General features: G+C 69.7%; 17 protein-coding genes, 2 tRNA genes, 1 rRNA gene, 2 pseudogenes and 1 other annotated feature. Of the genes and pseudogenes, 7 read left to right on the forward strand and 15 right to left on the reverse strand.

Annotated elements, in window-relative coordinates:
• Position 1: 1 nt before the first annotated feature.
• Positions 2 to 191: a sequence feature (23S ribosomal RNA rRNA prediction is too short), on the reverse strand.
• A gap of 417 nt (positions 192 to 608) precedes the next feature.
• Positions 609 to 2,123, reverse strand: a 16S ribosomal RNA gene (locus NMK34_RS24235).
• Between the two features lie 639 nt (positions 2,124 to 2,762).
• Between NMK34_RS24235 and NMK34_RS24240 the strand changes: the two genes are divergently transcribed.
• Positions 2,763 to 2,984, forward strand: coding sequence for a hypothetical protein (locus NMK34_RS24240; RefSeq protein WP_318335354.1), 222 nt, complete (start codon positions 2,763 to 2,765; stop codon positions 2,982 to 2,984).
• Positions 2,985 to 2,990: 6 nt separating this feature from the next.
• On the opposite strand, the gene NMK34_RS24245 is transcribed toward NMK34_RS24240, so the two are convergent.
• Both NMK34_RS24245 and NMK34_RS24250 read right to left on the reverse strand, forming a co-directional pair.
• Positions 2,991 to 3,788: a carbon-nitrogen hydrolase family protein gene (locus NMK34_RS24245; protein ID WP_318335355.1), complete on the reverse strand. Its 798-nt coding sequence runs from the start codon at positions 3,786 to 3,788 to the stop codon at positions 2,991 to 2,993.
• A gap of 39 nt (positions 3,789 to 3,827) precedes the next feature.
• The gene (locus NMK34_RS24250) at positions 3,828 to 4,661 is read right to left on the reverse strand and encodes an EamA family transporter (RefSeq protein ID WP_318335356.1); all 834 of its coding nucleotides are present in this window, start codon (positions 4,659 to 4,661) and stop codon (positions 3,828 to 3,830) included.
• 26 nt (positions 4,662 to 4,687) lie between these two features.
• On the opposite strand from NMK34_RS24250, the gene NMK34_RS24255 reads away from it, so the two are divergent.
• On the forward strand, positions 4,688 to 5,326 hold the full coding sequence (locus NMK34_RS24255; protein WP_318335357.1) for a helix-turn-helix domain-containing protein: 639 nt from the start codon (positions 4,688 to 4,690) through the stop codon (positions 5,324 to 5,326).
• A 24-nt stretch (positions 5,327 to 5,350) separates the two neighbouring features.
• On the opposite strand, the gene clpX is transcribed toward NMK34_RS24255, so the two are convergent.
• From clpX to NMK34_RS24280, 5 genes are all read right to left on the reverse strand, one after another.
• Positions 5,351 to 6,643 (reverse strand): ATP-dependent Clp protease ATP-binding subunit ClpX, encoded by a 1,293-nt coding sequence (gene clpX, locus NMK34_RS24260; protein ID WP_091423211.1) that lies wholly within the window; start codon positions 6,641 to 6,643, stop codon positions 5,351 to 5,353.
• Between the two features lie 227 nt (positions 6,644 to 6,870).
• Positions 6,871 to 7,533 carry an ATP-dependent Clp protease proteolytic subunit gene (locus NMK34_RS24265; RefSeq protein WP_013288034.1) on the reverse strand — a complete coding sequence of 221 codons (663 nt, stop codon included), beginning with the start codon at positions 7,531 to 7,533 and terminating at the stop codon, positions 6,871 to 6,873.
• Positions 7,534 to 7,547: 14 nt separating this feature from the next.
• Complete coding sequence (locus tag NMK34_RS24270) at positions 7,548 to 8,189, reverse strand: ATP-dependent Clp protease proteolytic subunit (protein ID WP_018786886.1); 642 nt, start codon at positions 8,187 to 8,189, stop codon at positions 7,548 to 7,550.
• A gap of 175 nt (positions 8,190 to 8,364) precedes the next feature.
• Positions 8,365 to 9,711, reverse strand: coding sequence for a trigger factor (gene tig / locus NMK34_RS24275; RefSeq protein ID WP_318335358.1), 1,347 nt, complete (start codon positions 9,709 to 9,711; stop codon positions 8,365 to 8,367).
• Positions 9,712 to 9,860: 149 nt separating this feature from the next.
• Positions 9,861 to 9,934: transfer RNA gene (locus NMK34_RS24280), tRNA-Pro, on the reverse strand.
• A 268-nt stretch (positions 9,935 to 10,202) separates the two neighbouring features.
• On the opposite strand from NMK34_RS24280, the gene NMK34_RS24285 reads away from it, so the two are divergent.
• Positions 10,203 to 10,276, forward strand: a tRNA-Gly gene (locus tag NMK34_RS24285).
• Positions 10,277 to 10,467: 191 nt separating this feature from the next.
• Positions 10,468 to 11,121: a Type 1 glutamine amidotransferase-like domain-containing protein gene (locus tag NMK34_RS24290; protein WP_318335359.1), complete on the forward strand. Its 654-nt coding sequence runs from the start codon at positions 10,468 to 10,470 to the stop codon at positions 11,119 to 11,121.
• 19 nt (positions 11,122 to 11,140) lie between these two features.
• On the opposite strand, the gene NMK34_RS24295 is transcribed toward NMK34_RS24290, so the two are convergent.
• The 3 genes from NMK34_RS24295 to NMK34_RS24305 all read right to left on the reverse strand — a co-directional run bounded on the left by NMK34_RS24295 (position 11,141) and on the right by NMK34_RS24305 (position 13,277).
• Positions 11,141 to 12,115, reverse strand: coding sequence for an alpha/beta hydrolase (locus tag NMK34_RS24295; protein ID WP_318335360.1), 975 nt, complete (start codon positions 12,113 to 12,115; stop codon positions 11,141 to 11,143).
• Positions 12,116 to 12,217: 102 nt separating this feature from the next.
• Positions 12,218 to 12,673: an SRPBCC family protein gene (locus NMK34_RS24300; protein ID WP_318335361.1), complete on the reverse strand. Its 456-nt coding sequence runs from the start codon at positions 12,671 to 12,673 to the stop codon at positions 12,218 to 12,220.
• Positions 12,561 to 13,277, reverse strand: coding sequence for a hypothetical protein (locus NMK34_RS24305; RefSeq protein ID WP_318336412.1), 717 nt, complete (start codon positions 13,275 to 13,277; stop codon positions 12,561 to 12,563). The genes NMK34_RS24300 and NMK34_RS24305 overlap by 113 nt, the downstream gene beginning before the upstream one ends.
• A 403-nt stretch (positions 13,278 to 13,680) precedes the next feature.
• Here NMK34_RS24305 and NMK34_RS24310 point away from each other — a divergent pair.
• Positions 13,681 to 14,881, forward strand: a pseudogene (locus NMK34_RS24310) (IS110 family transposase).
• Between the two features lie 802 nt (positions 14,882 to 15,683).
• On the opposite strand, the gene NMK34_RS24315 reads toward NMK34_RS24310, so the two are convergent.
• Positions 15,684 to 16,478: a hypothetical protein gene (locus NMK34_RS24315; protein ID WP_013476112.1), complete on the reverse strand. Its 795-nt coding sequence runs from the start codon at positions 16,476 to 16,478 to the stop codon at positions 15,684 to 15,686.
• A 141-nt stretch (positions 16,479 to 16,619) separates the two neighbouring features.
• On the opposite strand from NMK34_RS24315, the gene NMK34_RS24320 reads away from it, so the two are divergent.
• Positions 16,620 to 17,891 carry a sensor histidine kinase gene (locus NMK34_RS24320; RefSeq protein ID WP_041784246.1) on the forward strand — a complete coding sequence of 424 codons (1,272 nt, stop codon included), beginning with the start codon at positions 16,620 to 16,622 and terminating at the stop codon, positions 17,889 to 17,891.
• A 9-nt stretch (positions 17,892 to 17,900) separates the two neighbouring features.
• Positions 17,901 to 18,548: a response regulator gene (locus tag NMK34_RS24325; RefSeq protein ID WP_030275359.1), complete on the forward strand. Its 648-nt coding sequence runs from the start codon at positions 17,901 to 17,903 to the stop codon at positions 18,546 to 18,548.
• A gap of 155 nt (positions 18,549 to 18,703) precedes the next feature.
• Here NMK34_RS24325 and NMK34_RS24330 read toward each other — a convergent pair.
• From NMK34_RS24330 to NMK34_RS24340, 3 genes and pseudogenes are all read right to left on the reverse strand, one after another.
• Positions 18,704 to 18,781, reverse strand: a pseudogene (locus NMK34_RS24330) (50S ribosomal protein L31); the annotation flags it as partial.
• Positions 18,782 to 18,934: 153 nt separating this feature from the next.
• Positions 18,935 to 19,930 carry an alpha/beta hydrolase gene (locus NMK34_RS24335; RefSeq protein ID WP_013476115.1) on the reverse strand — a complete coding sequence of 332 codons (996 nt, stop codon included), beginning with the start codon at positions 19,928 to 19,930 and terminating at the stop codon, positions 18,935 to 18,937.
• Positions 19,931 to 19,945: 15 nt separating this feature from the next.
• Positions 19,946 to 22,018, reverse strand: a complete 2,073-nt coding sequence (locus NMK34_RS24340) for an N-acetylmuramoyl-L-alanine amidase (protein WP_013476126.1) — start codon at positions 22,016 to 22,018, stop codon at positions 19,946 to 19,948.
• Positions 22,019 to 22,036: the final 18 nt, after the last annotated feature.

Below are 22,036 nucleotides of genomic sequence, written 5' to 3' on the forward strand. Positions count from 1 at the left end.
CACTATTTGTTTTCTCTTCCTACGGGTACTGAGATGTTTCACTTCCCCGCGTTCCCCCCACACACCCTATGTGTTCAGGTGCGGGTGACATCACATGACTGATGCCGGGTTTCCCCATTCGGACACCCTGGGATCACAGCTTGGTTGACAGCTCCCCCAGGCCTATCGCGGCCTCCCACGTCCTTCATCGGCTCCTGGTGCCAAGGCATCCACCGTTCGCCCTTGACAACTTGACCACAAAGATGCTCGCGTCCACTGTGCAATTCTCAACAAACAACCAACCCACAACCCACAGCCCCACACCTGCAACCACCACGTGATCACGGTTTGCGAGACCAGGCCATGCCTGGCGCCTCGACGAACTCCCGCTCGTCTCCAAGGCTCTGAAACAACAACCACTCGGGTTGTTCCTTCAGGACCCAACAGGGTGCTTACGCTCCTCACCAGCCGCACCAGGAACTCGTTCCCACCACCGAAGTGGCTGTACTAGAGGTATCCCGGCCGTTGCCGGCGCCGAACTTGCCAGTGTCTCCGCCATCTGAGCACCCCACCACCACGTTCGGGCGGTGCGGGCTCCATGCCACCTTTCGGTGGATGGTGCTCCTTAGAAAGGAGGTGATCCAGCCGCACCTTCCGGTACGGCTACCTTGTTACGACTTCGTCCCAATCGCCAGCCCCACCTTCGACGGCTCCCTCCACAAGGGTTGGGCCACCGGCTTCGGGTGTTGCCGACTTTCGTGACGTGACGGGCGGTGTGTACAAGGCCCGGGAACGTATTCACCGCAGCGTTGCTGATCTGCGATTACTAGCGACTCCGACTTCACGGGGTCGAGTTGCAGACCCCGATCCGAACTGAGACCGGCTTTTTGGGATTCGCTCCACCTCACGGTATCGCAGCCCATTGTACCGGCCATTGTAGCATGCGTGAAGCCCTGGACATAAGGGGCATGATGACTTGACGTCATCCCCACCTTCCTCCGAGTTGACCCCGGCAGTCTTCGATGAGTCCCCGCCATAACGCGCTGGCAACATCGAACGAGGGTTGCGCTCGTTGCGGGACTTAACCCAACATCTCACGACACGAGCTGACGACAGCCATGCACCACCTGTGACCGCCCCCGAAGGACCTGCCATCTCTGACAGTTTTGCGGCCATGTCAAACCCAGGTAAGGTTCTTCGCGTTGCATCGAATTAATCCGCATGCTCCGCCGCTTGTGCGGGCCCCCGTCAATTCCTTTGAGTTTTAGCCTTGCGGCCGTACTCCCCAGGCGGGGCGCTTAATGCGTTAGCTGCGGCACAGGGAACCGGAGAGGCCCCCCACACCTAGCGCCCAACGTTTACAGCGTGGACTACCAGGGTATCTAATCCTGTTCGCTCCCCACGCTTTCGCTCCTCAGCGTCAGTATCGGCCCAGAGACCCGCCTTCGCCACCGGTGTTCCTCCTGATATCTGCGCATTTCACCGCTACACCAGGAATTCCAGTCTCCCCTACCGAACTCTAGCCTGCCCGTATCGACTGCAGGCCCGCAGTTGAGCTGCGGGTTTTCACAGTCGACGCGACAAGCCGCCTACGAGCTCTTTACGCCCAATAAATCCGGACAACGCTCGCGCCCTACGTCTTACCGCGGCTGCTGGCACGTAGTTGGCCGGCGCTTCTTCTGCAGGTACCGTCACTTACGCTTCGTCCCTGCTGAAAGAGGTTTACAACCCGAAGGCCGTCATCCCTCACGCGGCGTCGCTGCATCAGGCTTCCGCCCATTGTGCAATATTCCCCACTGCTGCCTCCCGTAGGAGTCTGGGCCGTGTCTCAGTCCCAGTGTGGCCGGTCGCCCTCTCAGGCCGGCTACCCGTCGTCGCCTTGGTAGGCCATCACCCCACCAACAAGCTGATAGGCCGCGAGCCCATCCCAAGCCGAAAAACTTTCCACCACCAACCATGCGATCGGAGGTCATATTCGGTATTAGCCCCGGTTTCCCGGGGTTATCCCAAAGCCTGGGGCAGGTTGCTCACGTGTTACTCACCCGTTCGCCGCTCGAGTACCCCGAAGGGCCTTTCCGCTCGACTTGCATGTGTTAAGCACGCCGCCAGCGTTCGTCCTGAGCCAGGATCAAACTCTCCAACAAAAACTTGTCGAACAGCAATCAACCTGGCAACAAAAGTGTTGCCAAAGGAATCCCAACCAGCCAAACCAAAAGGCCTGACCAATCCGGGGTATAAAACAATTGGCACTGGCTTTACAAGCACCCTGTTGAGTTCTCAAAGAACAACCACACACCAACCAGAAGCCCCGCCCTAGCGGAACCCCCGTTTGGGGCAACCTCTCCAACCTACTCGGTCTTGCTTCCGTCGTCAACCTCGTGTTTGAGGTGTTCAACTTGGCTCGACCAGACCCACGCTGACGCTCACCGTTTCCGGTGTTCGTTGCTCTCGTGGGTTTCGGCGGACCGGCCGGCGTCGCTCTCGCGACCACCCGCCCGGCTCCCTGCCGGCTTTCGAACTCTACCCGGTCGGCTTCGCGTTTGCAACTCCGTGTCCCGGAGTGCCGAGCACCGCCCGAATCTCAGTCTGGCTCGGCGTCACCGCCACCAGCCTGGCGCCCGTTCTCGGCCGGTTTGCCCGGCCTCCCGCGTGCAGAGAGAAAGTTACGCGGACCCGCCTCGGAAGGCAAATCAATGATCGTCATTGGGTGAACGTCGGCCGTTTCCGCGGCGAGCCACGGTCGAAGGGGTCGTCCGGTGCGGTGCCGTGCCAGAGTGGTCGGCATGGATGATCCGTCCCCGGTCCCGGCCGTCGCCGAGGACGCTCTGCTCGGCCTCCTGCTGCCGTTCTGGCAGTTGGTGATCGGGGCCGTCGTGCTCGCCGTACTGGTGCTGTCGATCAGGCGCCTGGCCCGGCGCGGCCCCTCCCGGATGACCACCGCTCTCCTGGTCACTGCGGCGGCGATCGCCGGGATCACCGCCCTGGGCCTGCTCTTCGGCGGCTGACCGCGGTCAGAGTCGGCGGTTGGCCAGGCTGGGCAGCTCGGCGCGGATCGTCCGCAGGCGCTCCAGGTCGATCTCGGTGACCGCCAGCCCGGGGCCGTCGGCGACCTGGCTCAGCACGGTCCCCCACGGGTCGACCACCATGCTGCGCCCGAAGCAGGTCCGGCCCGGGTCGTGGTCACCTGTCTGTCCGGCCGCCGCCACGAAGCACTGGTTCTCGATCGCCCGGGCCCGCAGCAACACCTCCCAGTGGTCCCGCCCGGTGTGCATCATGAAAGCCGCCGGCACCACGAGCAGTTCGGCGCCGCCGTCGGTCGCGAGCTGCCGGTACAACTCCGGGAACCGCAGGTCGTAACAGATGGACAGACCGACCCGCAGACCCTCGACGTCGACCACCACGGGCTTCTCGCCCGGCGCGACGGTTGCCGACTCGAGGTAGGAGACGCGGCCGGGGATCTCCACGTCGTACAGGTGGATCTTGCGATAGGTGGCGGCGAGCGCGCCCTCGCGGTCGAAGACCAGCGAGGTGTTCCAGGTGTGCGCCGGGTCCGGACCGGCCTCGTGGAACGAGCCGGCGATCACCCACATGCCCAGTCGGCGGGCGGTCTCTGCGAAGAACCGTCCCACAGTCCCGTCGACCGGCTCGGCCGACGGCATCCGGTCGGCGTGACCGAGGTAGTCGACGTACTCCGGAAGGAGGGCGAGGTCCGCGCCGGCCGCCGCGGCCCTGACCAGCAGGGCCTCGGCGGCGGCGAGGTTCGCCTCCCGGTCGTCGCGGGCGTTGAGCTGGCAGACGGCGACGCGCATGACCCGAGGGTACGGGCGGAAGCGGACGCGCGACAGGGCTCAGACGCTGGACAGGACGAGCGCCGCCGCGGCGAAGCCGAGCCCGGCCACCTGTGCCGGCCGGAGGCGTTCCCGGTCGACGGCTAGCGCGAGCAGGACGGTGCTCGCCGGGTAGAGCGAGGCGATGGCTGCGACCACGCTCAGGTGCCCCCGGCCCGCCGCGGCGAGGAACAGCGCGTTCGCAGCGGAGTCGAGCAGGCCGGCGGTCGCGGCCCAGCCGAGGACGCGCCGCCCCAGCCGCAGGCGTACGCCGGTACGGACGGCGAGCGCGAGGCCGAACGCGATCGAGCTGACGCGTACCGCGAGAACCGGCCACATGCCGGCCGCCTCGTCGGCCTGGCCGAGCAGCGCGAAGAAGACGCCGAAGAGCAGCCCGGCGGCCAGTGCCATGCCGATCACGCGGCCGGAGACGCGGCGTGCCGCACCGCGCTCTCCCAGGCTGACCAGGCCGATGGCGACCACGGCGAGCCCGGCGCCGGCGAGCGCAACGGCACCCGGCGAGTGCGCGAGGACCAGGCCGGCGACGATCGGCACGATCGCGGCGGTGATCGCGGTGACCGGCGCGACGACGGCCATCACGCCGGTGGCGAGCGCGCGGTAGAGCAGCATGACGCCGCCCGCGCCGGCTACCCCGGCGAGCAGTCCCCAGCCCAGGTCGAGCGGGCTCGGCGTGCCGGGCACCACGAGGACGAGGACGAGCAGCAGCGGAACGCTGAGGATCTGCGACACCACGGTCACGGCGATCGGGTCGGCGCGCCGGGACGCCTTGCCGCCGGCGAAGTCGGCAGTGCCGAAGGCGAGCGCGGACACGGCGGCGAGGACAATGGGGAGCATCAGGCAGTCGTACCATAATAGTGACCGTGAAGGACAGTGTGATGATCGATACCGGTGGACGGGTCGGCGCGGTGACCTCCGCGGTCGCCCGCCAGGTACGTGAGCTGCGAGCGGCGCGCGGCTGGTCGTTCGAGGAACTGGCCGGCCGGTCCGGAGTCAGCAAGGGCATGCTGGTGCAGATCGAGGGGGCACGCACCAACCCGAGCATCGGCACGCTCTGCCGGGTCGCCGACGCGTTCGGCGTCAGCATCGCCCGGCTGCTGGAGCCGGCGGAACAGAGCACGGTACGGGTCAGCGCGGCGGACGAGGCGCCGGTGCTGTGGCGCGGCCCGCACGGCGGCCTGGCGCGTCTGCTCAGCGGGCTCGGCGAACCCGACCTGGTCGAGTTGTGGGACTGGCGGATGGAACCCGGAGAGGCGTTGCGGTCCTCCGACCACGCCCACGGCACCCGGGAGATCCTGCACGTGCTCGACGGCACTGCGACGGTCACCGTCGACGGCGTCGACCACGAGGTACGCGCCGGCGAGACGGTCGAGTTCCACGCCGACCGGGAGCACGGCTACCGCACCGCCGGTGACGAGCCGGTACGCCTGATGATGGTGGTGGTCACCCCGTCGGGCGAGTGGGATCGGCGGACCCGCTCACGCGAACCGCGCCCGAGCTGACCCGGGCGCGGTCGCGAACGGCGGTCAGGCCGACTTCTCCTCGCGGTCCCGCCGGCGCCGGCCGGTGAACTCGCGGGGCACGATCGTCGGGTTGACGTTCTCCAGGACGACCTCGCGGGTGATCAGCACCCGGGCGGCGTCGGGGTTGCTCGGCACCTCGTACATCACGGAGAGGAGCACCTCCTCCATGATCGCCCGCAGACCACGGGCACCGGTGCCGCGGAGCATGGCCTGGTCGGCGATCGCCTCCAGTGCGGGCGGCTCGAACTCCAGCTCGACGCCGTCCAGCTCGAACAGGCGCTGGTACTGCCGGACCAGCGCGTTGCGCGGCTCGGTCAGGATCCGCACCAGGGCGCTGCGGTCGAGGCTGCGCACGTTGGTGATCACCGGAAGCCGGCCGATGAACTCGGGGATGAGCCCGAACTTCAGCATGTCCTCCGGCATGACCTGGCTGAAGATGTCGTCGGTCGACCGCTCGGACACCGACCGGAGCCGGGCGCCGAAGCCGGTGCCGCCGGAGCCGGTGCGGGCCTCGATGATCTGGTCGAGCCCGGCGAACGCGCCACCGCAGATGAACAGCACGTTCGTGGTGTCGATCTGGATGAACTCCTGGTGCGGGTGCTTACGCCCGCCCTGCGGCGGCACGTTGGCGACGGTGCCTTCGAGCATCTTCAGCAGCGCCTGCTGCACGCCCTCGCCGGAGACGTCACGGGTGATCGACGGGTTCTCCGACTTGCGGGCGATCTTGTCGACCTCGTCGATGTAGATGATGCCGGTCTCGGCGCGCTTGATGTCGTAGTCGGCGGCCTGGATCAGCTTCAGCAGGATGTTCTCGACGTCCTCACCGACGTAGCCCGCCTCGGTGAGCGCGGTGGCGTCGGCGATCGCGAACGGGACGTTGAGCATCCGGGCGAGCGTCTGCGCCAGGTGCGTCTTGCCGCAGCCCGTCGGGCCGAGCAGCAGGATGTTGGACTTGGCCAGCTCGACGCCGTCGGTGCCGGAGCCCGGCGCGCCCGCGGCCTCGGCCTGGATTCGCTTGTAGTGGTTGTAGACCGCGACGGCGAGCGCCTTCTTGGCCTGCTCCTGACCGACGACGTAGTTGTCGAGGAACTGGCAGATCTCCATCGGCTTGGGAAGCTCTTCCCACTTCACCTCGCCGGACTCGGCCAGCTCCTCTTCGATGATCTCGTTGCAGAGATCGATGCACTCGTCGCAGATGTAGACACCAGGGCCCGCGATGAGCTTCTTGACCTGCTTCTGCGACTTGCCGCAGAACGAGCACTTCAGTAGGTCGCCGCCGTCACCGATCCGTGCCACCTACGTTCTCCCTGCACTCGTCGGCCGGAACGCCGGCCCTGACCTGCGAGCGCCGGAGCGCCCGTCCGTCCTGTCGTCCCACCATGCTGTCGGCTCCACCTGATCCGACCGGCGGAGCGGTACAGACCCGACGTTACCCGGTGGCCGGGTTTTCTCCGACCCCCAAAACGGGTGTGTCAGAGGTCGACCGGGAACGATACCCCGACCGACCTCCGACCACACGTTGCTCAGCCCGCGGCGTGCGACGCCAGCAGACCCTTCTTGCGGCTGGTCAGGATCGTGTCGACCAGCCCGTACTCCTTGGACTCCTCGGCCGTCATGATCTTGTCACGGTCGATGTCCTTGCGGACCTGCTCGATCGGGCGGTTGCAGTGCCGGGAGAGCATGTCCTCCAGCTGCGTCCGCATCCGCAGGATCTCCCGCGCCTGGATCTCGATGTCCGAGCCCTGGCCGTAGCCGCCCTCGGTGGCCGGCTGGTGGATGATGATCCGGGAGTTGGGCAGCGCCATCCGCTTGCCCGGGGTGCCCGCGGAGAGCAGCACCGCCGCCGCGCTCGCCGCCTGCCCGAGGCAGACGGTCTGGATGTCCGGGCGGACGTACTGCATGGTGTCGTAGATCGCCGTCATGGCCGTGAAGGAGCCACCGGGCGAGTTGATGTACATGATGATGTCGCGGTCCGGGTCGGTGCCCTCCAGCGTCAGCAGCTGGGCCATCACGTCGTTCGCCGACGCGTCGTCCACCTGCACGCCGAGGAAGATGATCCGGTCCTCGAAGAGCTTGTTGTACGGGTTGGACTCCTTCATCCCGTACGACGTGCGCTCGACGAACGACGGCAGGACGTAGCGGTTGTGCACGGCCGCGAACTGGGGCGGCAGGCTCAGGTCGGTCATCGTCAGCTCCTCGCTCAGCTCAGGGTCCCGGCGCCATCCGGAACCTGGGCGGCTCCGATGATCACCTTGTCGATGAAGCCGTAGTCCATGGCCTCCTGGGCGGTGAACCAACGGTCGCGGTCCGAGTCGGCCTCGATCTGCTCCTGGGACTGGCCGGTGTGGAACGCGACCCGCTCCTGGAACATCCGCTTGGTGTAGAGCATCTGCTCGGCCTGGATCGCGATGTCCGACGCGGTACCGCCGAGACCGCCCGAGGGCTGGTGCATCATGATCCGCGCGTGCGGCAGGGCGTACCGCTTGCCCTTGGTGCCGGCGCAGAGCAGCAGCTGGCCCATGGAGGCCGCCATGCCCATCGCCACTGTCGAGACGTCGTTGTCGATGTACTGCATGGTGTCGTAGATCGCCATGCCGGAGTAGACCGAGCCACCCGGCGAGTTGATCCAGAGGAAGATGTCGCGGTCCGGGTCCTCCGCGGCGAGCAGCAGGAGCTGCGCGCAGATGCGGTTGGCCACCTGGTCGTTCACCTCGCTGCCGAGGAAGATGATCCGTTCCTTGAGCAACCGGTTGTAGACCGAGTCGTCGAGGTTGCCAATGGAGTCGCCACCGCGGGCCTCGTTCACCCGGAGCGACTTCTTGGGGATGTGCATGTCGGTCATGGCAGCCCTTCGCTCTCCGTACCGTCCTACCCGACACTAACCGCTCAGCCGGGAGGCGTACTCCCGGTCGGGGCACTGTTCGCTCTCAGCGCAGTCACCCGCACGGCGTACCCCGGAAAGGGTTTCGGCCGCCTCCCGGCGCTCAGCGCGGGACGGCGGCCGACACCCCCGATGATCAGTGCTGGTGGTCGTGCTCGGCCTCGTTCTGGGCCCGCAGCGCGTCGAGGGAGACCTCGTTGCCCGCCGAGTCCTTGATCTTGATCTTCTCCATCACCGCGGCGAGCGCCTTGCCCCGGCGGACGTCGCCGAAGACGGCCGCGGCGGCGCCGGAGCGGACCAGCTGGTCGTAGTACTGCTGCGGGGCCATGCCGGCGCGCTGCGCCCGGTGCACGATCTCGTGACCGAACTCGTCGTCGGAGACCTGCACGTCCTCGGCGTCGGCCAGGGTGTCCAGCAGGAGCTGGATCTTGACGCCGTCGGTCGCCGCCTCGGTCAGCTCGGTGTCGATCTGCTCCTCGGTCTTCTCCTCCGCCGCGAGGTATTCCTCCAGGGAGGCGCCGATGCGCTCGAGCTGGTCGACCATCGCGGCCTTGCGGCTCTCGACCTCCTCCTTGACGACGCCCTCGGGCGCCGGCACCTCGGCGGCGGCCACCATCTGCTCCAGGGCCTTGTCACGGGCGGCGTAGATCTGCTCGACCTGCTTGCCCCGGGTGACCCGCTCCCGCAGGTCGCCGCGCAGCTCGTCGATGGTGTCGAACTCGCTGGCCATCTGCGCGAAGTCGTCGTTGAGCTCGGGGAGCTCCTTCTCCTTGACCGTGCGGACGGTCACCGCCACGTCGGCGTCGCGGCCGGCGTAGTCGCCGCCGACGAGCTGCGTGGTGAAGGTGGTGCTGTCGCCGGCGGCCAGGCCGACGAGCGCCTCGTCCAGCCCCGGCAGGAGCTGCTTGCTGCCCACCTCGTGCGAGATGTTGCTCGCCGAGCCGCCCGGGACCTCCTCGCCGTCGACGGTGGCGTTCAGGTCGATCTGCACGAAGTCGCCCTCCTGGGCGGCCCGCTCGACGGTCTTCAGCGTGGCGAAGCGCTCGCGCAGGCTGTTGATCTGCTCGTCGATCTCGCTGTCGTCGATCTGGATCTCGTCGACGGTCACCTCGATGGTGGCCGGGTCCGGCAGGGTGATCTCGGGCCGGACATCCACCTCGGCGGTGAAGTTGAGCGTGTCACCGTCGTTGAACTCGGTGATGTCGACCTCGGGACGGCCCAGCGTCTTCAGGTCGTGCTCCCGGACCGCGGCCAGGATGTTCTGCGGGATGGCCTCCTGGATCGCCTCGTTGAGGACGGTCCCCCGGCCCACCCGCTGGTCGATCACCGCGCTGGGAACCTTGCCCCGGCGGAAGCCGGGAACCTGGACCTGCTGGCCGATCTCCCGGTACGCCTTCTTGAGGCTCGGCTCGAGCTCGACGAACGGCACCTCGATGGCGAGCCGCACGCGCGTCGGGCTCAGAGTCTCGACGGTGCTCTTCACAGGCGTACTCCTTGACGGATCTGGGTGTTGAGTCTGGGGCGTGATTGCGCGCATCGAGTGTAGGCGAGCCGGCCGACGGCATCGGCAGGGCCCGGGCACCGCGCGGATAAAACCGGCGGTTCCCGGGACGATCCGGTCGCGAACGACAGTCGGGGTGGCGGGATTTGAACCCACGGCCCCTCGCTCCCAAAGCGAGTGCGCTACCAAGCTGCGCCACACCCCGGTGGCGACGAAGAGTGTATGCCGTCCGGCCACCCGCGCGGGTGACGGGGCACGGCGCGGCGGCCGCCGGGGCCGCGGCCGGGCGCCGCCGGGCGGGCGGTGCCAGGCGCCAGTTCGGGGAAGTGGCTGGGTCCGAGGGCCCGGGAAGGCGCCACCTCGCCGAAGTGGCGTGGATCTTGAAGGTCGGCGGGAACCTTCGGGTACGCGCTGCGCGGTGGCCGTGGTTCATTGGGTACGCTGTCGGCGCGCCCTGCTGTGGTGGGGCGCTCGCGGGCGTAGCTCAATGGCAGAGCTTCAGTCTTCCAAACTGACGGTGCGGGTTCGATTCCCGTCGCCCGCTCCACCAACGAAGGCCCAGGCAGACCGCATGATCGCGGCACCTGGGCCTTCTGCATTCCCGTCGGCGGGTTCTGCGGCCATCCCTGGCCCGGGTCGACAGCGATGAGTTTCGTTACCGCGTCCGGTCAGCATTCCTGTACACCGATCTCCGGACACCGGGCAGAGCGTCATGACCGCCACACACAGGAGGCAAGCGTGAGACTTCTCCTCACATCCGCAGGCGTCCAGAACCCGAGCATCCGCGACGCGCTCGTCGACCTGCTCGGCAAGCCGATCGCCGAATCCAGCGCCCTCTGCATCCCCACGGCGGCCTACCCGATGGGCGGACCGGCCTCGGCCTGGCGCTTCATCACCGGTCAGACGCCGCTGCCCATGAGCGGTCTCGGCTGGAAGTCGCTGGGCGTCCTCGAACTGTCGGCGCTACCCAGCATCGGCCAGGAGCACTGGGTTCCCTGGGTCCGGGAGGCCGACGTCCTGCTCGTGCACGGTGGCGACGCGACGTACCTGTGCCACTGGATGCGGCAGTCCGGGCTGGCGGACCTCCTGCCGTCGCTGCGGGACACCGTCTGGGTCGGGCTGAGCGCCGGCAGCATGGTGCTCACCCCCCGGATCGGTACGGAATTCGTCGAGTGGCAGTCCGCACCCGACGACCGCACGCTCGGGCTCGTCGACTTCTCGATCTTCCCGCACCTGGGCCTCGAACCGGACAACACCATGGCCGCCGCCGAGAAGTGGGCGGCCGAGATCGCCGGTCCGGCGTACGCGATCGACGACCAGACGGCCGTCAAGGTGACCGACGGCGCCGTCGAGGTCGTCTCCGAGGGGCAGTGGAGGTGGTTCCCCGCGTAAGCACCCGTCCACGCCGCGATCAGCGCGCCGTGTGCCCCAGGTCGGTCGCCGGCAGGCGGTGCCGCAGCCAGGTGACGACGAGTTCGTCGAAGCCCGGAGCTCTCTCGGCAGGGGTGTAGCGCCCCTCCCTGACCTGCGCGGGCCCCTCCCCCGTGTAGACGCGGATGCTGTGGTCGGCGCCGGGGAAGACCACAGTCGTGTGATCGGCGTGGCCCGCGTCGTCGAGCGTGCTGCTGATGGCGCGCACGCTCTCCTCCACCGGCACGAGCAGGTCGTCCGCGCCGAAGATCGCCAGCAGCGGGCAGTGCAGTGCAGCCAGCGCCGGGGCGGGGTCGTAGTCCGCGATGCCCGCGATGAACGCGATGGACTCGGGTGTCGTCCCGGCGAGCGCCGGATACCGGGGAGCGCCGTGCCACTGCGCCTGCGCGGCGTGCACGCGCGCCGGGTCGTCGCCCGACTGGACCCGCCGGATCTGGTCGCGTAGCAGGAGAAGCGCCTGCTGGATGTCCGCGCCGCTGAAGCCCTCCGCCGCGAGTTGGTGGCGGAGCCGGTACTCCTCCTGGGCTCGTACGCTCACGCCCGGACCCGACACCGTCACCACCGCCGCGATCCCGTCGTCCGCTGCCGCAGCGAGGTGAGCCACCCAGCCGCCCTGGCTGCCACCGATCAGCGCGACCGCGCCGGACAGCACGTCCTCGCGGCGCCGCACGGCCCGGCACGCGGCCACGGTCTCGGCGGCGCGGTCGGCCATGGTCTGACGGGTCCAGTCACCCGTCGACGCTCCGGAACCGGGCTTGTCGTAGGCGAGGCTCGCGAAGCCGGCTGCGGCCAGCCGCGTCTGCCACGGCCCCTGGTCGCGACCGCCCGGACCGGAACCCTCGACGAAGACCACCGCCGGGTACGGCCCCGGCCAGGGCGGCCGGACGAAATCTCCGACCAACTCGTTCCCGCCGGCCTCGAACGAGAACTCCGCAGTCACCGGCTCGAACAACACCCCGTCGACCGTACGAGATGCCTACCACCGCTCGCACCCTTCGTCGCCGTGCCGTCCACGTGCCAGCAGCAGTAGGCAGATCGAGGACGTACTGGATCCTGCTCAGGCGTTGGCCCCGCATGCTCGCTCGATGTCGAGCAGGTCCTGGACGTTGTTCTCCCTGACGCAGGTGACGAACCGTCGACGGGCGATGACCCGGCTGATCCGATGGAGCAGGGAGCCACCGGTCAGGGTGTAGGTGAGCTGGAGGTCGGTGGTGCCATCCGCGGCACCGGGAACCAGCCGGTACTCGGTCACACCGTGCCCACCCGCGAAGCACTCGACGACGTAGCGGAACGGGGGCCGGCAGTCGGTCACGCGGAGTTCCACGGTGACGGGCCAGCCGTACGGCCTGCGGGTCTCCCGCCAGCTCGTGCCCGTTCCGAACGCCTGGCTGTGGAGCAGCTCAGTCGTGTCGACCTTGGTCAGCAGCACCGGATACCGCGCGACGTCGGTGAGGCACCGCCACACCTCTTCCGGCGGTGCGCCGATCATGTGACTGAATGTCATCGGCTGCATGCTGATCCTTTACCGCGTCTGTGACGGACACCACCGGATCCCGTCGCCTCGCGAACACGATCACGCCGATCAGAAGGAGCACGAGCCACAAGGGCACCAGCACGGGGACGAACCCGCGCCAGACGGGCCACACCGGCTCGGCGAGCCGGTGCACGGCCAGGTCCGTCCAGGTGACGACGGCAGCCGGGAACAGATTGACGGTCACCAGCGTGCCGACCACCAGCGGTACGGGCCGACGACGCCGCGCCACCACCCAGAACAGCGCCGCACCGGCCGCGGCGCCGAGCAGGGTGCCGGTGATCGTGGCGGCGCGGAACCCGCCGGGAGCGGACTGCGTGATGCTCAGCCTCGACGCGTACCTCGTATGGGTGAGCGTGACCGTCAAGCCGTCCCGCTCGGCCCGCCAGCCGTCGCACGCGGTGCCCGGCACCGGACGCAGTTCCCGCCATCCGTGCGTCTCGGCGGCACGCCGCACCTGCTCCGACAGCGTGCAGTCGGGGCCGTCGCCGTACTGGAACTCGACCCGGCTGCCGCCGACGTCGTCGGGAGCCAGAAAGACGCCGTACCGGTAGCCTCGCGCGGTCATCGAGCCGATCGGTTCCACACCGGAGAGCAGCTCCCCGGCCGTGCTCCGAGCCGCCTCGGGGCTCAGCGGTACCGCGCCCCGGCCGCCGTACCAGGAGCCGACGGCCAGGCCGGCCGTGCCGAGCAGCAGCGCACCGAGCAGCGCGATCGCGACGTACCACAGCCGACGCCCCACCGGTCCGCCCGTTACCTTTTTGATCGTCCCCAGCCGGGGACCCTCGGTCGCCCGGCCCGGTATGACTTCCTGCCCCTGTCGTACGGATGATCCGGGGGGTGTTGTCGCCGGGTCGGGTGGCGTCGGTGGACCGCTGATAGGGACACGGCCACCCGTGTGGGGGTAGGTCTCTTCGTAACGTGGCTGCCGGCAGTCCGACGCCTGGACCAGCGGCCGAGGCCACGGACGATGCGTGGAGGCGGGTCTGGTGAACGACGAATACGGCGTCTACCTCGGCTTGGACGTCGGTAAGGGTGACCACCACGCAGTCGGGCTGGCTCCGGACGGCAAGCGGCTGCATGACGCGGCGTTGCCGAACACCGAGGCTCGGCTGCGGCAGCTGTTCGACAAACTCGCCCGCCATGGCCGTGTCCTGGTGGTGGTCGACCAGCCGGCCTCGATCGGCGCCCTGCCGGTCGCGGTGGCTCGGGCGGCCGGGCATCAGGTGGCCTACCTGCCTGGCCTGGCGATGCGGCGGATCGCCGATCTGCACCCCGGCAGCGCGAAGACCGACGCCCGCGACGCCTACGTCATCGCTGACGCGGCCCGCACCCTGCCGCACACGCTGCGGCGGGTCGACACCGGCGACGAAACTCTGGCCGAACTGGAGATCCTGGTCGGCTTCGACGACGACCTCGCCGGCGAAGCCAACCGCGTGTCCAACCGCATCCGAGGACTGCTCACCCAGATCCACCCCGCCCTGGAACGAGTCCTCGGCCCCAAGGTCCACCACAAGGCGGTCCTGGAACTGCTGTCCCGCTGCGGCGGCCCGGTCGGCCTGCGCAAGGCCGGCCGCCGCAAACTGCTCTCGATCGCCGCCGTCCACGCACCTCGCATGGGTGACCGGCTCGTTGAGCAGATCATGGCCGCTCTCGACGAGCAGACCGTCACCGTCCCCGGCACCCAGGCCGCGGAGACGATCCTGCCCCGCCTGGCCGACAGCCTCCGCGACATCCTGCGGCAACGCGACCAGGCCGCCGCCCAGGTCGAAAGGATGCTTGATGCGCACCCTCTTGCCCCGGTCCTGACCTCGATGCCCGGCATCGGCGTCAGGACCGCAGCCCGGATCCTGCTCGAAGTCGGCGACGGCAGCAGCTTCGCCACCCCCGGCCACCTCGCCGCCTACGCCGGCCTCGCCCCCCGTCACCCGACGATCCGGCAGCAGCATCCGTGGCGAACACCCACCCCGCGGCGGCAACAAGAACCTCAAACGCGCGTTCTTCCTCGCTGCGTTCGCAGCCCTGGCCGACCCCGTGAGCAGGGCCTACTACGACCGCAAACGCGCCGAAGGCAAACGCCACAACGCCGCCCTCATCTGCCTCGCCCGCCGTCGCTGCGACGTCCTATACGCCATGCTCCGCGACAAGATCCCCTACCAACCCCGCCCCACGACGCCGATCGCCGCTTGACGAACCCATAGGGACACCCCCCGGGACTCGAGCCGACAGATCAAACTCAAGGCACTGAAGGGCCGGCCGTAACGCGAGTCAGACCCGAGCACCGGGCAGCACCCGATCATCCTCACAGTCGAGTCGGCATGACACACGTTGGACAGGCGCGAGCGGGGAGCCGAGCAGGCAGAGCGGCCCACGGCCGCGGACGATCAGAAGACCACGAGCGTGGGCACGCCGTCGAGCCGGGTGAGGCCAACCGGCCCCGGCAGGCCGGCGCGACAACGGCGGGCCGTACCACGGGCGGTACCACCGGGCTGCCCGCGACCGGCCTGCTGCTGGTGGCGCCGGCGAACCCGTGGTGACCCCCGGCCGGACCTGCCCCGTCCGGCCGGGACGCGCCGGCCGTGCGGTGCGGTCACGACACCCAGACCGGTGGCGAACGCCGCCGGTTCGAGGGCAGCGCGTACCCGGAGCGCTCCAGTTCTCCTCGACTCCCCAGTCGGATAGGGCGCTCGTGCATCGATGATCGGGCTCACATCGGGGGGTTGTTGCCGTCTGGCGACGCCATCGTTCGCAGGCCAGAGCATGAGCATCGGCTCGACCAACCGCCCTCGCCCTCGCCCGGCCCGCAACGGTGCTGGCGCTCGTCGATCGCAGGGTGTCCCGGAAGGATGCCAGGTGGGTACGGCGCGACCAGGGTACGCAGGTGGCCGGTCCGGGCCCCCGCAGCTGACGCCACCGACGGTTGCCCTTCACCGCCCCGGTTCGTCGTCGAAGCCCGTCGGACGGGAACGTGCCGGCCGCCGGAAGGGTCGTCCTATCGACGATGGACCGTGCTGACGGTGACCCGGTCGTCCGTAGCCTCGATGGTGCCGGTCCACTCACCGTCGTCCTTCTCGAACGTGATGATGGTGGTCCCGCCGGTCGTGCGGTCGCCCGTGACGTCGAAGAATCCCTGGGGCAGGGCGGTGCGGTAGAACGCGAGTACCCGCTGAGGGTCGGGCTCGACCAGGGTGAGCCGGGCGCCGGCGGCGGTGTCGGAGAGGTCGCGCACCTGGCTGCCCGGCGGGAACCGGAAGTTGAACGGCAGGTTCGTCACGCCCAGATCCCGGCCGGTCAGCGCCGGCTCCTCCGCCTGTGGCGGCGCGGTCGACTGCTCGGCCGGCCGGTTGCGGGCGAACGTGACTGTGGTGTCGCGCGAGGTGGCGATGACCTCGACGGTCCACCCGCGTCCGTCGAGGTGCAGAGTCTGACCGGTGTCGGTGCCCACCGGGTATCCGGCCGGCGGGCCCGCCTGGCGGTAGTGGGCGAGCACCTGCTCGGGCGGAGGAGCGGTGAGGATCACCGTGGCCGAGCCAGGGTCGCCGAACGCGGTGTCGACCTTGCTGCCGGCGGGGAACCCGAGCCCCGGTGCCACCCCGGCGACAGTCCGGCCGTCCACCTCGACCCGGTCGCCCTGGTCGCTGCCCGGCAGGCTCGCCGGGGCAGCCGTGCTCGTGGGGGTGGCGCTGTCCGGTCCGCTCACCGGCACGGCCGGGTTGCCGCAACCGGGCGCCGCGATCAGCAGCGCGATCCCGGCCAGCGCGGGTAGCTTCCGCTGGAGACATCTCATCTGCCTGTCCTTCCGGTCGTACCAGGATTCGGTGGAGCCGTCCCGATCATGCCTGGTGCGGTCGCACCCCCGCACGACGGACGAACTGCTGTCGGCAGTCCTGCCGACAGCGGTCCGGCCCGGTCCGGCATGCTGAGTGCCATGACTGCCACGGCCGCCGTCGCTCCGCCCGCTTCCCGCTCTGGTCCCGGCCCTTCCCCGGCGATTCCGCTGACCACCGGCCTGATCGGGCTGTTCGTCGTGGTGCGGATCTGCCAGGTCGCCGCCTGGCCGGTCGCGGTCCTCACCGGCGGCACGGCCGGACTGCGGTCGGTGCCGGCGGCGGTGACGGTGTACGCGGTCCAGACTCTCGCGGTGGTCGGCGTGCTGGTGTGGGTCCACGGACAGGGCGCGGTGGGCCGGGGGGTCGCCGGGCTGGACGCGACGGTGGCGCTGGTCGCCCTCGTGGCCGGCGGCCTGCTCACCCGGCCGGGCCACGGCACCGGGTTCAGCCATCCGGCCCTGCCGGCCGCGATCGGCGCGGGCCTGACCGTCGCGCTGGCACTGTCGCGTCGTCAGGCCCTCGCCTGGTACGCCGCGCTGGCGGTCGGCTACCTGCTCGGGGTGCACGCCACGGTCTCCCTGGGTCCGGCGGCGCTGTCCGGGGCGGCGGGGAACCTGCTGGCACTGGTGGGTGTGCCGGCGGCCGCCGGCCTGGTGGTCGGTGCCCTGCGGCAGGCCGCACTGCGCGCCGACCGGGCGACCGTACGGGCGGTGAAGGCGGAGGCGGCGTTGGCCGAGGCGGGGCAGCGGATCGCGGCGCACGCCGCCTACGCCTCGGAGGTGGCACAGCAGCACCGCATGTTGCACGACACCGTGCTGTCCACGCTGGACGCGGTCGCCCGTGGCGCGGTCGACACCGGTGATCCGGTGGTGCGGCGTCGACTCGCCGCTGACGCCGACCATCTGCGTGGCCTGATCGCGTCCGCCGGTTCCGCGGTCGGAATGCGGCTGGTCGGCGAGCTCACCACGGTCATCCGGGAGTTGGCGCCGACCGGCCTGCGGGTGCACCTGCGGGTCACCGACGTCCCGCCGGACGTGCCGCCGGCCGTGGTGCGAGCGCTCACCGGCGCGGTCCGGGAGGCGCTCAACAACGTGATCCGGCACAGCGGCACCTCGACCGCCTTGGTGACGGTGGCCGGCCCGGCGGCGGGGACGGACGACCCGGACCCGGCGAGGCTGCGGGTCACGGTGGCGGACCGCGGGCGCGGCTTCGACCCGGACCGGATCCGGCCAGGGCTAGGGTTGTCCCGGTCGGTGCGCGCGCGGATCGGTGAGGCCGGCGGCGAGGTGCTGGTGGACAGCGGAGCAGGTCAGGGCACCACCGTCGAGATGAGCTGGCCGCCCGGCGCGTGGACGTCGGCGGCTGGGTGAGAGGGCCGGATGATCACTGTCGCCGCGATCGACGACGACCGGATGCTGCTCGACGGGCTGCGTACCTGGCTGGCACCGGTCGAGGACGTTCGCCTGGTGCAGGTCGCCGCCACGGTCGACGGCTATCTCGACGGACTCGGCGGTGCGGACGCGCCCCGGGTGGTCCTGCTCGATCTCAACCTGCGCGACGGATCCGACCCGGCGGACAACGTGGCGCGTGTCCGGGCCGGCGGCGGGCGGGTGCTGGTCGTCTCGGCGGTCCCCGACGCCGACGGCGTGCTGGCCACGATCGGTGCCGGGGCGGCCGGCTACCTCACCAAGAGCCATCCCCTGGACGTGCTGGTGGAGGCGATCCGCGAGGTGGCGTCCGGCGGGTCGGCGATCAGTCCGGAACTCGCGTTCGTACTCAGCCGCGACGCCCGCGCCGACCGGCCGCGGCTGTCCCCGCAGGAGCGCGCGGTGCTCACCGCGTACGCCTCCGGGGCCACCCTGGCGGCCGCCGCGCGCCGCGCGGGCGTGGCCTACGGGACCGCGCGCGAGTATCTGGAACGGGTCAAACGCAAGTATGCCGAGGTGGGCCGCCCGACCCGGACGAAGTTGGAGTTGGCCGACCGGGTGCGCGAGGACCGGCTCGACCTGGGTGGTCCCGGCCGCTGAGCCCGCACCTGGGCAGTATCCAGCCGGCGTCGCGTCAGCCGCGACCACGTACCAGGGGCGGGGATACCTCTCCACGATCTCGACCAGCAACCTCGTCGTGGACGGACGGACGCCGCGCATCGCGTACCCGGCGCGCAGCAGCATGCGCGCCTCGGTCAGCGCGGCTCCCGGGGCTCGCGACGGGCGTACTTGGCGCGGAACTTCTCGACCCGGCCCGCCGTGTCGAGAAGGCGTGTTGAGCGGTCGGTAGCCTCGGCGCGGTGGCGGAGGATGACTTCATGATCGGGCTGAGCCCCCTTGGACGCGCGGCGTGCGGTCCGCCGACCGGGCGTGGCAGGCCGTCGCCGGATTGGTGGCGGCCTGCCACGCGCCGCAGGTCCGGTGGGTCAGCCGGCGCGGCGCAGCCGGCCGAGCATGCCGGCGAGGTCCTGGACGAACAGTTCGTGGCGGAAGTAGTGGCCGCCCGGCACCTCGCGCCACTCGTGCGGGATGCCAGCCCGGCTGAGCGCTCCCCGGAACTCGCGCTGGCCCGCCAGTACCTGGCCCTCGTTGACCGAGTCGAACCAGTTGACCGGGTCGGGTGACGTGCCGGCCGCCAGGAAGATCCGCTTGTTGCGGTAGCTCTCGATGCGCTCCATCGGGTTGTCCGCGCTGACCCGTGCCTCGTCCCACAGGGGCGCGCCGTACACGGTGCCGCCGCCGAGGTCGAGCGCGGCCGAGGTGATGTTCGCCCAGTGCACGACCAGGCCGAAGTCGCGGCGCAGGCTGGCTGGCCCGGAGTGGGAGCTGACCGAGCAGAAGTGGCCGTAGTACTTCGCCGTGTACTTGAGGGCCCCGAAGCCGCCCATCGAGAAGCCGGCCACGGCGCGGCCGTTGTACTCGGGGAATGTGCGGAAGTTGGCCTCGATCCAGGGGAGCAACTGGGCGATGTGGAACGTCTCCCAGTTGCGCGGCCCGACATTGGTGCTGACCGGGTTGCTGTACCAGCCAGTGGAGGCGTCCGGCATGACGACGATGATCTCGCGGCCCGCGGTGAGGTTGATGATGTTGTCCTGGAGGTGGAACGTGCGGAAGTCCGCGTTGCCGCCGTGCAGCAGATACAACACCGGGTAACGCTTGCGGCTGGTGTGGTAGCCGTCGGGCAGCAGCACGTTCACCGCCGGATCCCACTCGATCGCGTCGGTGGCGAAACGGTAGTACTGCAACCGGCCGCCGTTCTCGTTGCGGTCGACGATGCGCAGGCCGTACCCGTTGACGGCTGCACTGGCCGCGGACGGCGCGGTGAAGGCGCCGGCGAGGGCGCCGGTCGCCGCGACCGCGGCGGCGCCGGTGAGCAGCCGCCGGCGGCTCACGGTGGGGGAGATGTTCCGGTCGTGCGGCATGGTTCCTCCTGGGGCTCAGAGTGTGGTTTCGCTGGTGAGGCCGAAGTAGTCGTGCCATTTGGTGCTGGGGGCGAATGTGGTGCCGGTGGAGAGTGCGACGTAGATGTCGTTGGTGGTGCCTTTGGTGAAGACGATGAGGTCGTCTTTGCCGTCGCCGTTGGCGTCGGCGAGGTAGGGGAATTCGCCGGTTAGGCAGAAGAAGTCGTGCCACTTGATCGTGGTTCCGGCGAAGGTGGTGCCGGTGGAGGTGGCGGCGTAGACGTCGGCGTCGGTGTTGCAGGTGAAGGTGACGATGTCGTCGCGGCCGTCGCCGTTGATGTCGCCCACCCGGGGCTGCTCGGCGCCGACGGCGAACAGGTCGTGCCATTTCTGCGGTGCCCCGAAGCCGTTGCCGGTGGACAGGGCGACGATGACGTCGGCGGCGGTGGCGGGGCCTTGGGTGAAGGTGATGATGTCGTCGCGGCCGTCGCCGTTGACGTCGCCGAGGGCGGGGAACTCCCCGGCGATGGAGAAGTAGTCGTGCCATTTCACGGCGGTGCCGGTGAAGGAGGTGCCGGTGGACAGGGCGACGTAGACGTCGGCGTTGGTGTCGTGGGTGAAGGTGATGATGTCGTCGCGGCCGTCGCCGTTGACGTCGCCGACGGCGGGGACTTCGGTGCCGGGGGCGAACCAGTCGTGCCATTTCGCGGATGCGGCGAAGGATGTGCCGGTGGACAGGGCGACGTGGACGTCGGCGGTGGTGCCGTGGGTGAACACGATCGCGTCGTCGCGTCCGTCGCCGTTGACGTCTCCGGTCAGGGGGGTCTCTCCGGACAGGGCGAACCAGTCGTGCCACTTCACCGACGTCCCCGCGAACGACGAACCCGTCGACGTGGCCACATACGCGTCGGCCAGCGCACCGTGGGTGAACGCGACCACGTCATCCCGGCCGTCACCGGTGAAATCCGTCGGCGAACCACCGAAATAGCGGGCGGTCGGGCCCCCGCCACCCTGGTTCACCAGCGAGAGGTAGTAGTTCCAGTTCCAGTTCGGTCCCGGGTCGGTGTGGTCGTTGCCCGGGATCTCGTTGTGCCCCTTGATGCCGGTGCGGTTCTTCGGGATGCCGTACTTGTCGCACAGGTAACGGGTAAGCGCGGCCGAGGAACGGTACATCGCGTCGGTGAACCAGGCCGGGTTGTCGACGTACCCCTCGTGCTCGATGCCGACGCCGTACGCGTTGCCCGACCGGGCGTGGTAAGCGGTGTCGCCCTCGCGGACCATCTGAGTGATCTCGCCGTTGCTGGACTTCACCACGTAGTGGGCGCTGACCCCGGCCGACGGGTTCTGGAACCAGCTGATCGTACCGGCGTACGACCCCTGGGTGACGTGGAGAATCACAGTGGTGATCCGGCTGGGCCGCCCCACGCCGTAGTTCGCTCCGTTGGCAGCCACCCACCGCGCCGGCGGGTACTCGGGCACGGCGGCGGCGAGCGTACGGGACGCGGTGCCGGCGGGCGCCACGGCGGCGTAGCGACCCCGCTCTGGCTCGACCCGGTGCGCCCGGACCGGCACCGCGCCCGGGATGCCCTGCTGCACCAGCTCGTAGATCCCGTCCGCGTACAGGCGTGCGGTGGCGTCGTCGGCCGCGCCGCCGTACCGCGCCACCACCGGGTACCAGGCGGTCACCCGGTCCCGATCCCGCGCGGTCAGCCCCTCGGCGTCGGCCAGCTCGCGCAGCACGGCCGCACCGCCGCGGATGTTCGCCGGCGTGGCGGTCTTCAGGCGCGCGACCGGCTCGCCGGTCAGCTTCGCTGCCCGTTCCAGGCTGTGCTGGGCGGGGTTGCTGACCAGGTGCATCACCCCGTAGCCGTTCGCCTGGCTCGGCTTGCCGCCGTGCGCGTCGAGGCGGGACTCGCCGTAGCCGACCGCGACCAGGACGTCCCGAGGTACGTCGTACTCCTGCGCCGCCCGCACGAACGCGGCGTCCAGCGCGGTCCGGCCCGGCGGCGTCGCGGACACCGGCGCGGGCTGCACCGCGATCCCGCCGGCGAGCGCCGCGGCCAGCAGGGCGACGCCGGTGCGTCGCCGTCTCCGTCGTGTTCCGGCCACGGGGGCCTCCCATCCTGG

The sequence above is a fragment of the Micromonospora sp. BRA006-A genome, from assembly GCF_033433935.1.
GTDB classification, from domain to species: domain Bacteria; phylum Actinomycetota; class Actinomycetes; order Mycobacteriales; family Micromonosporaceae; genus Micromonospora; species Micromonospora aurantiaca.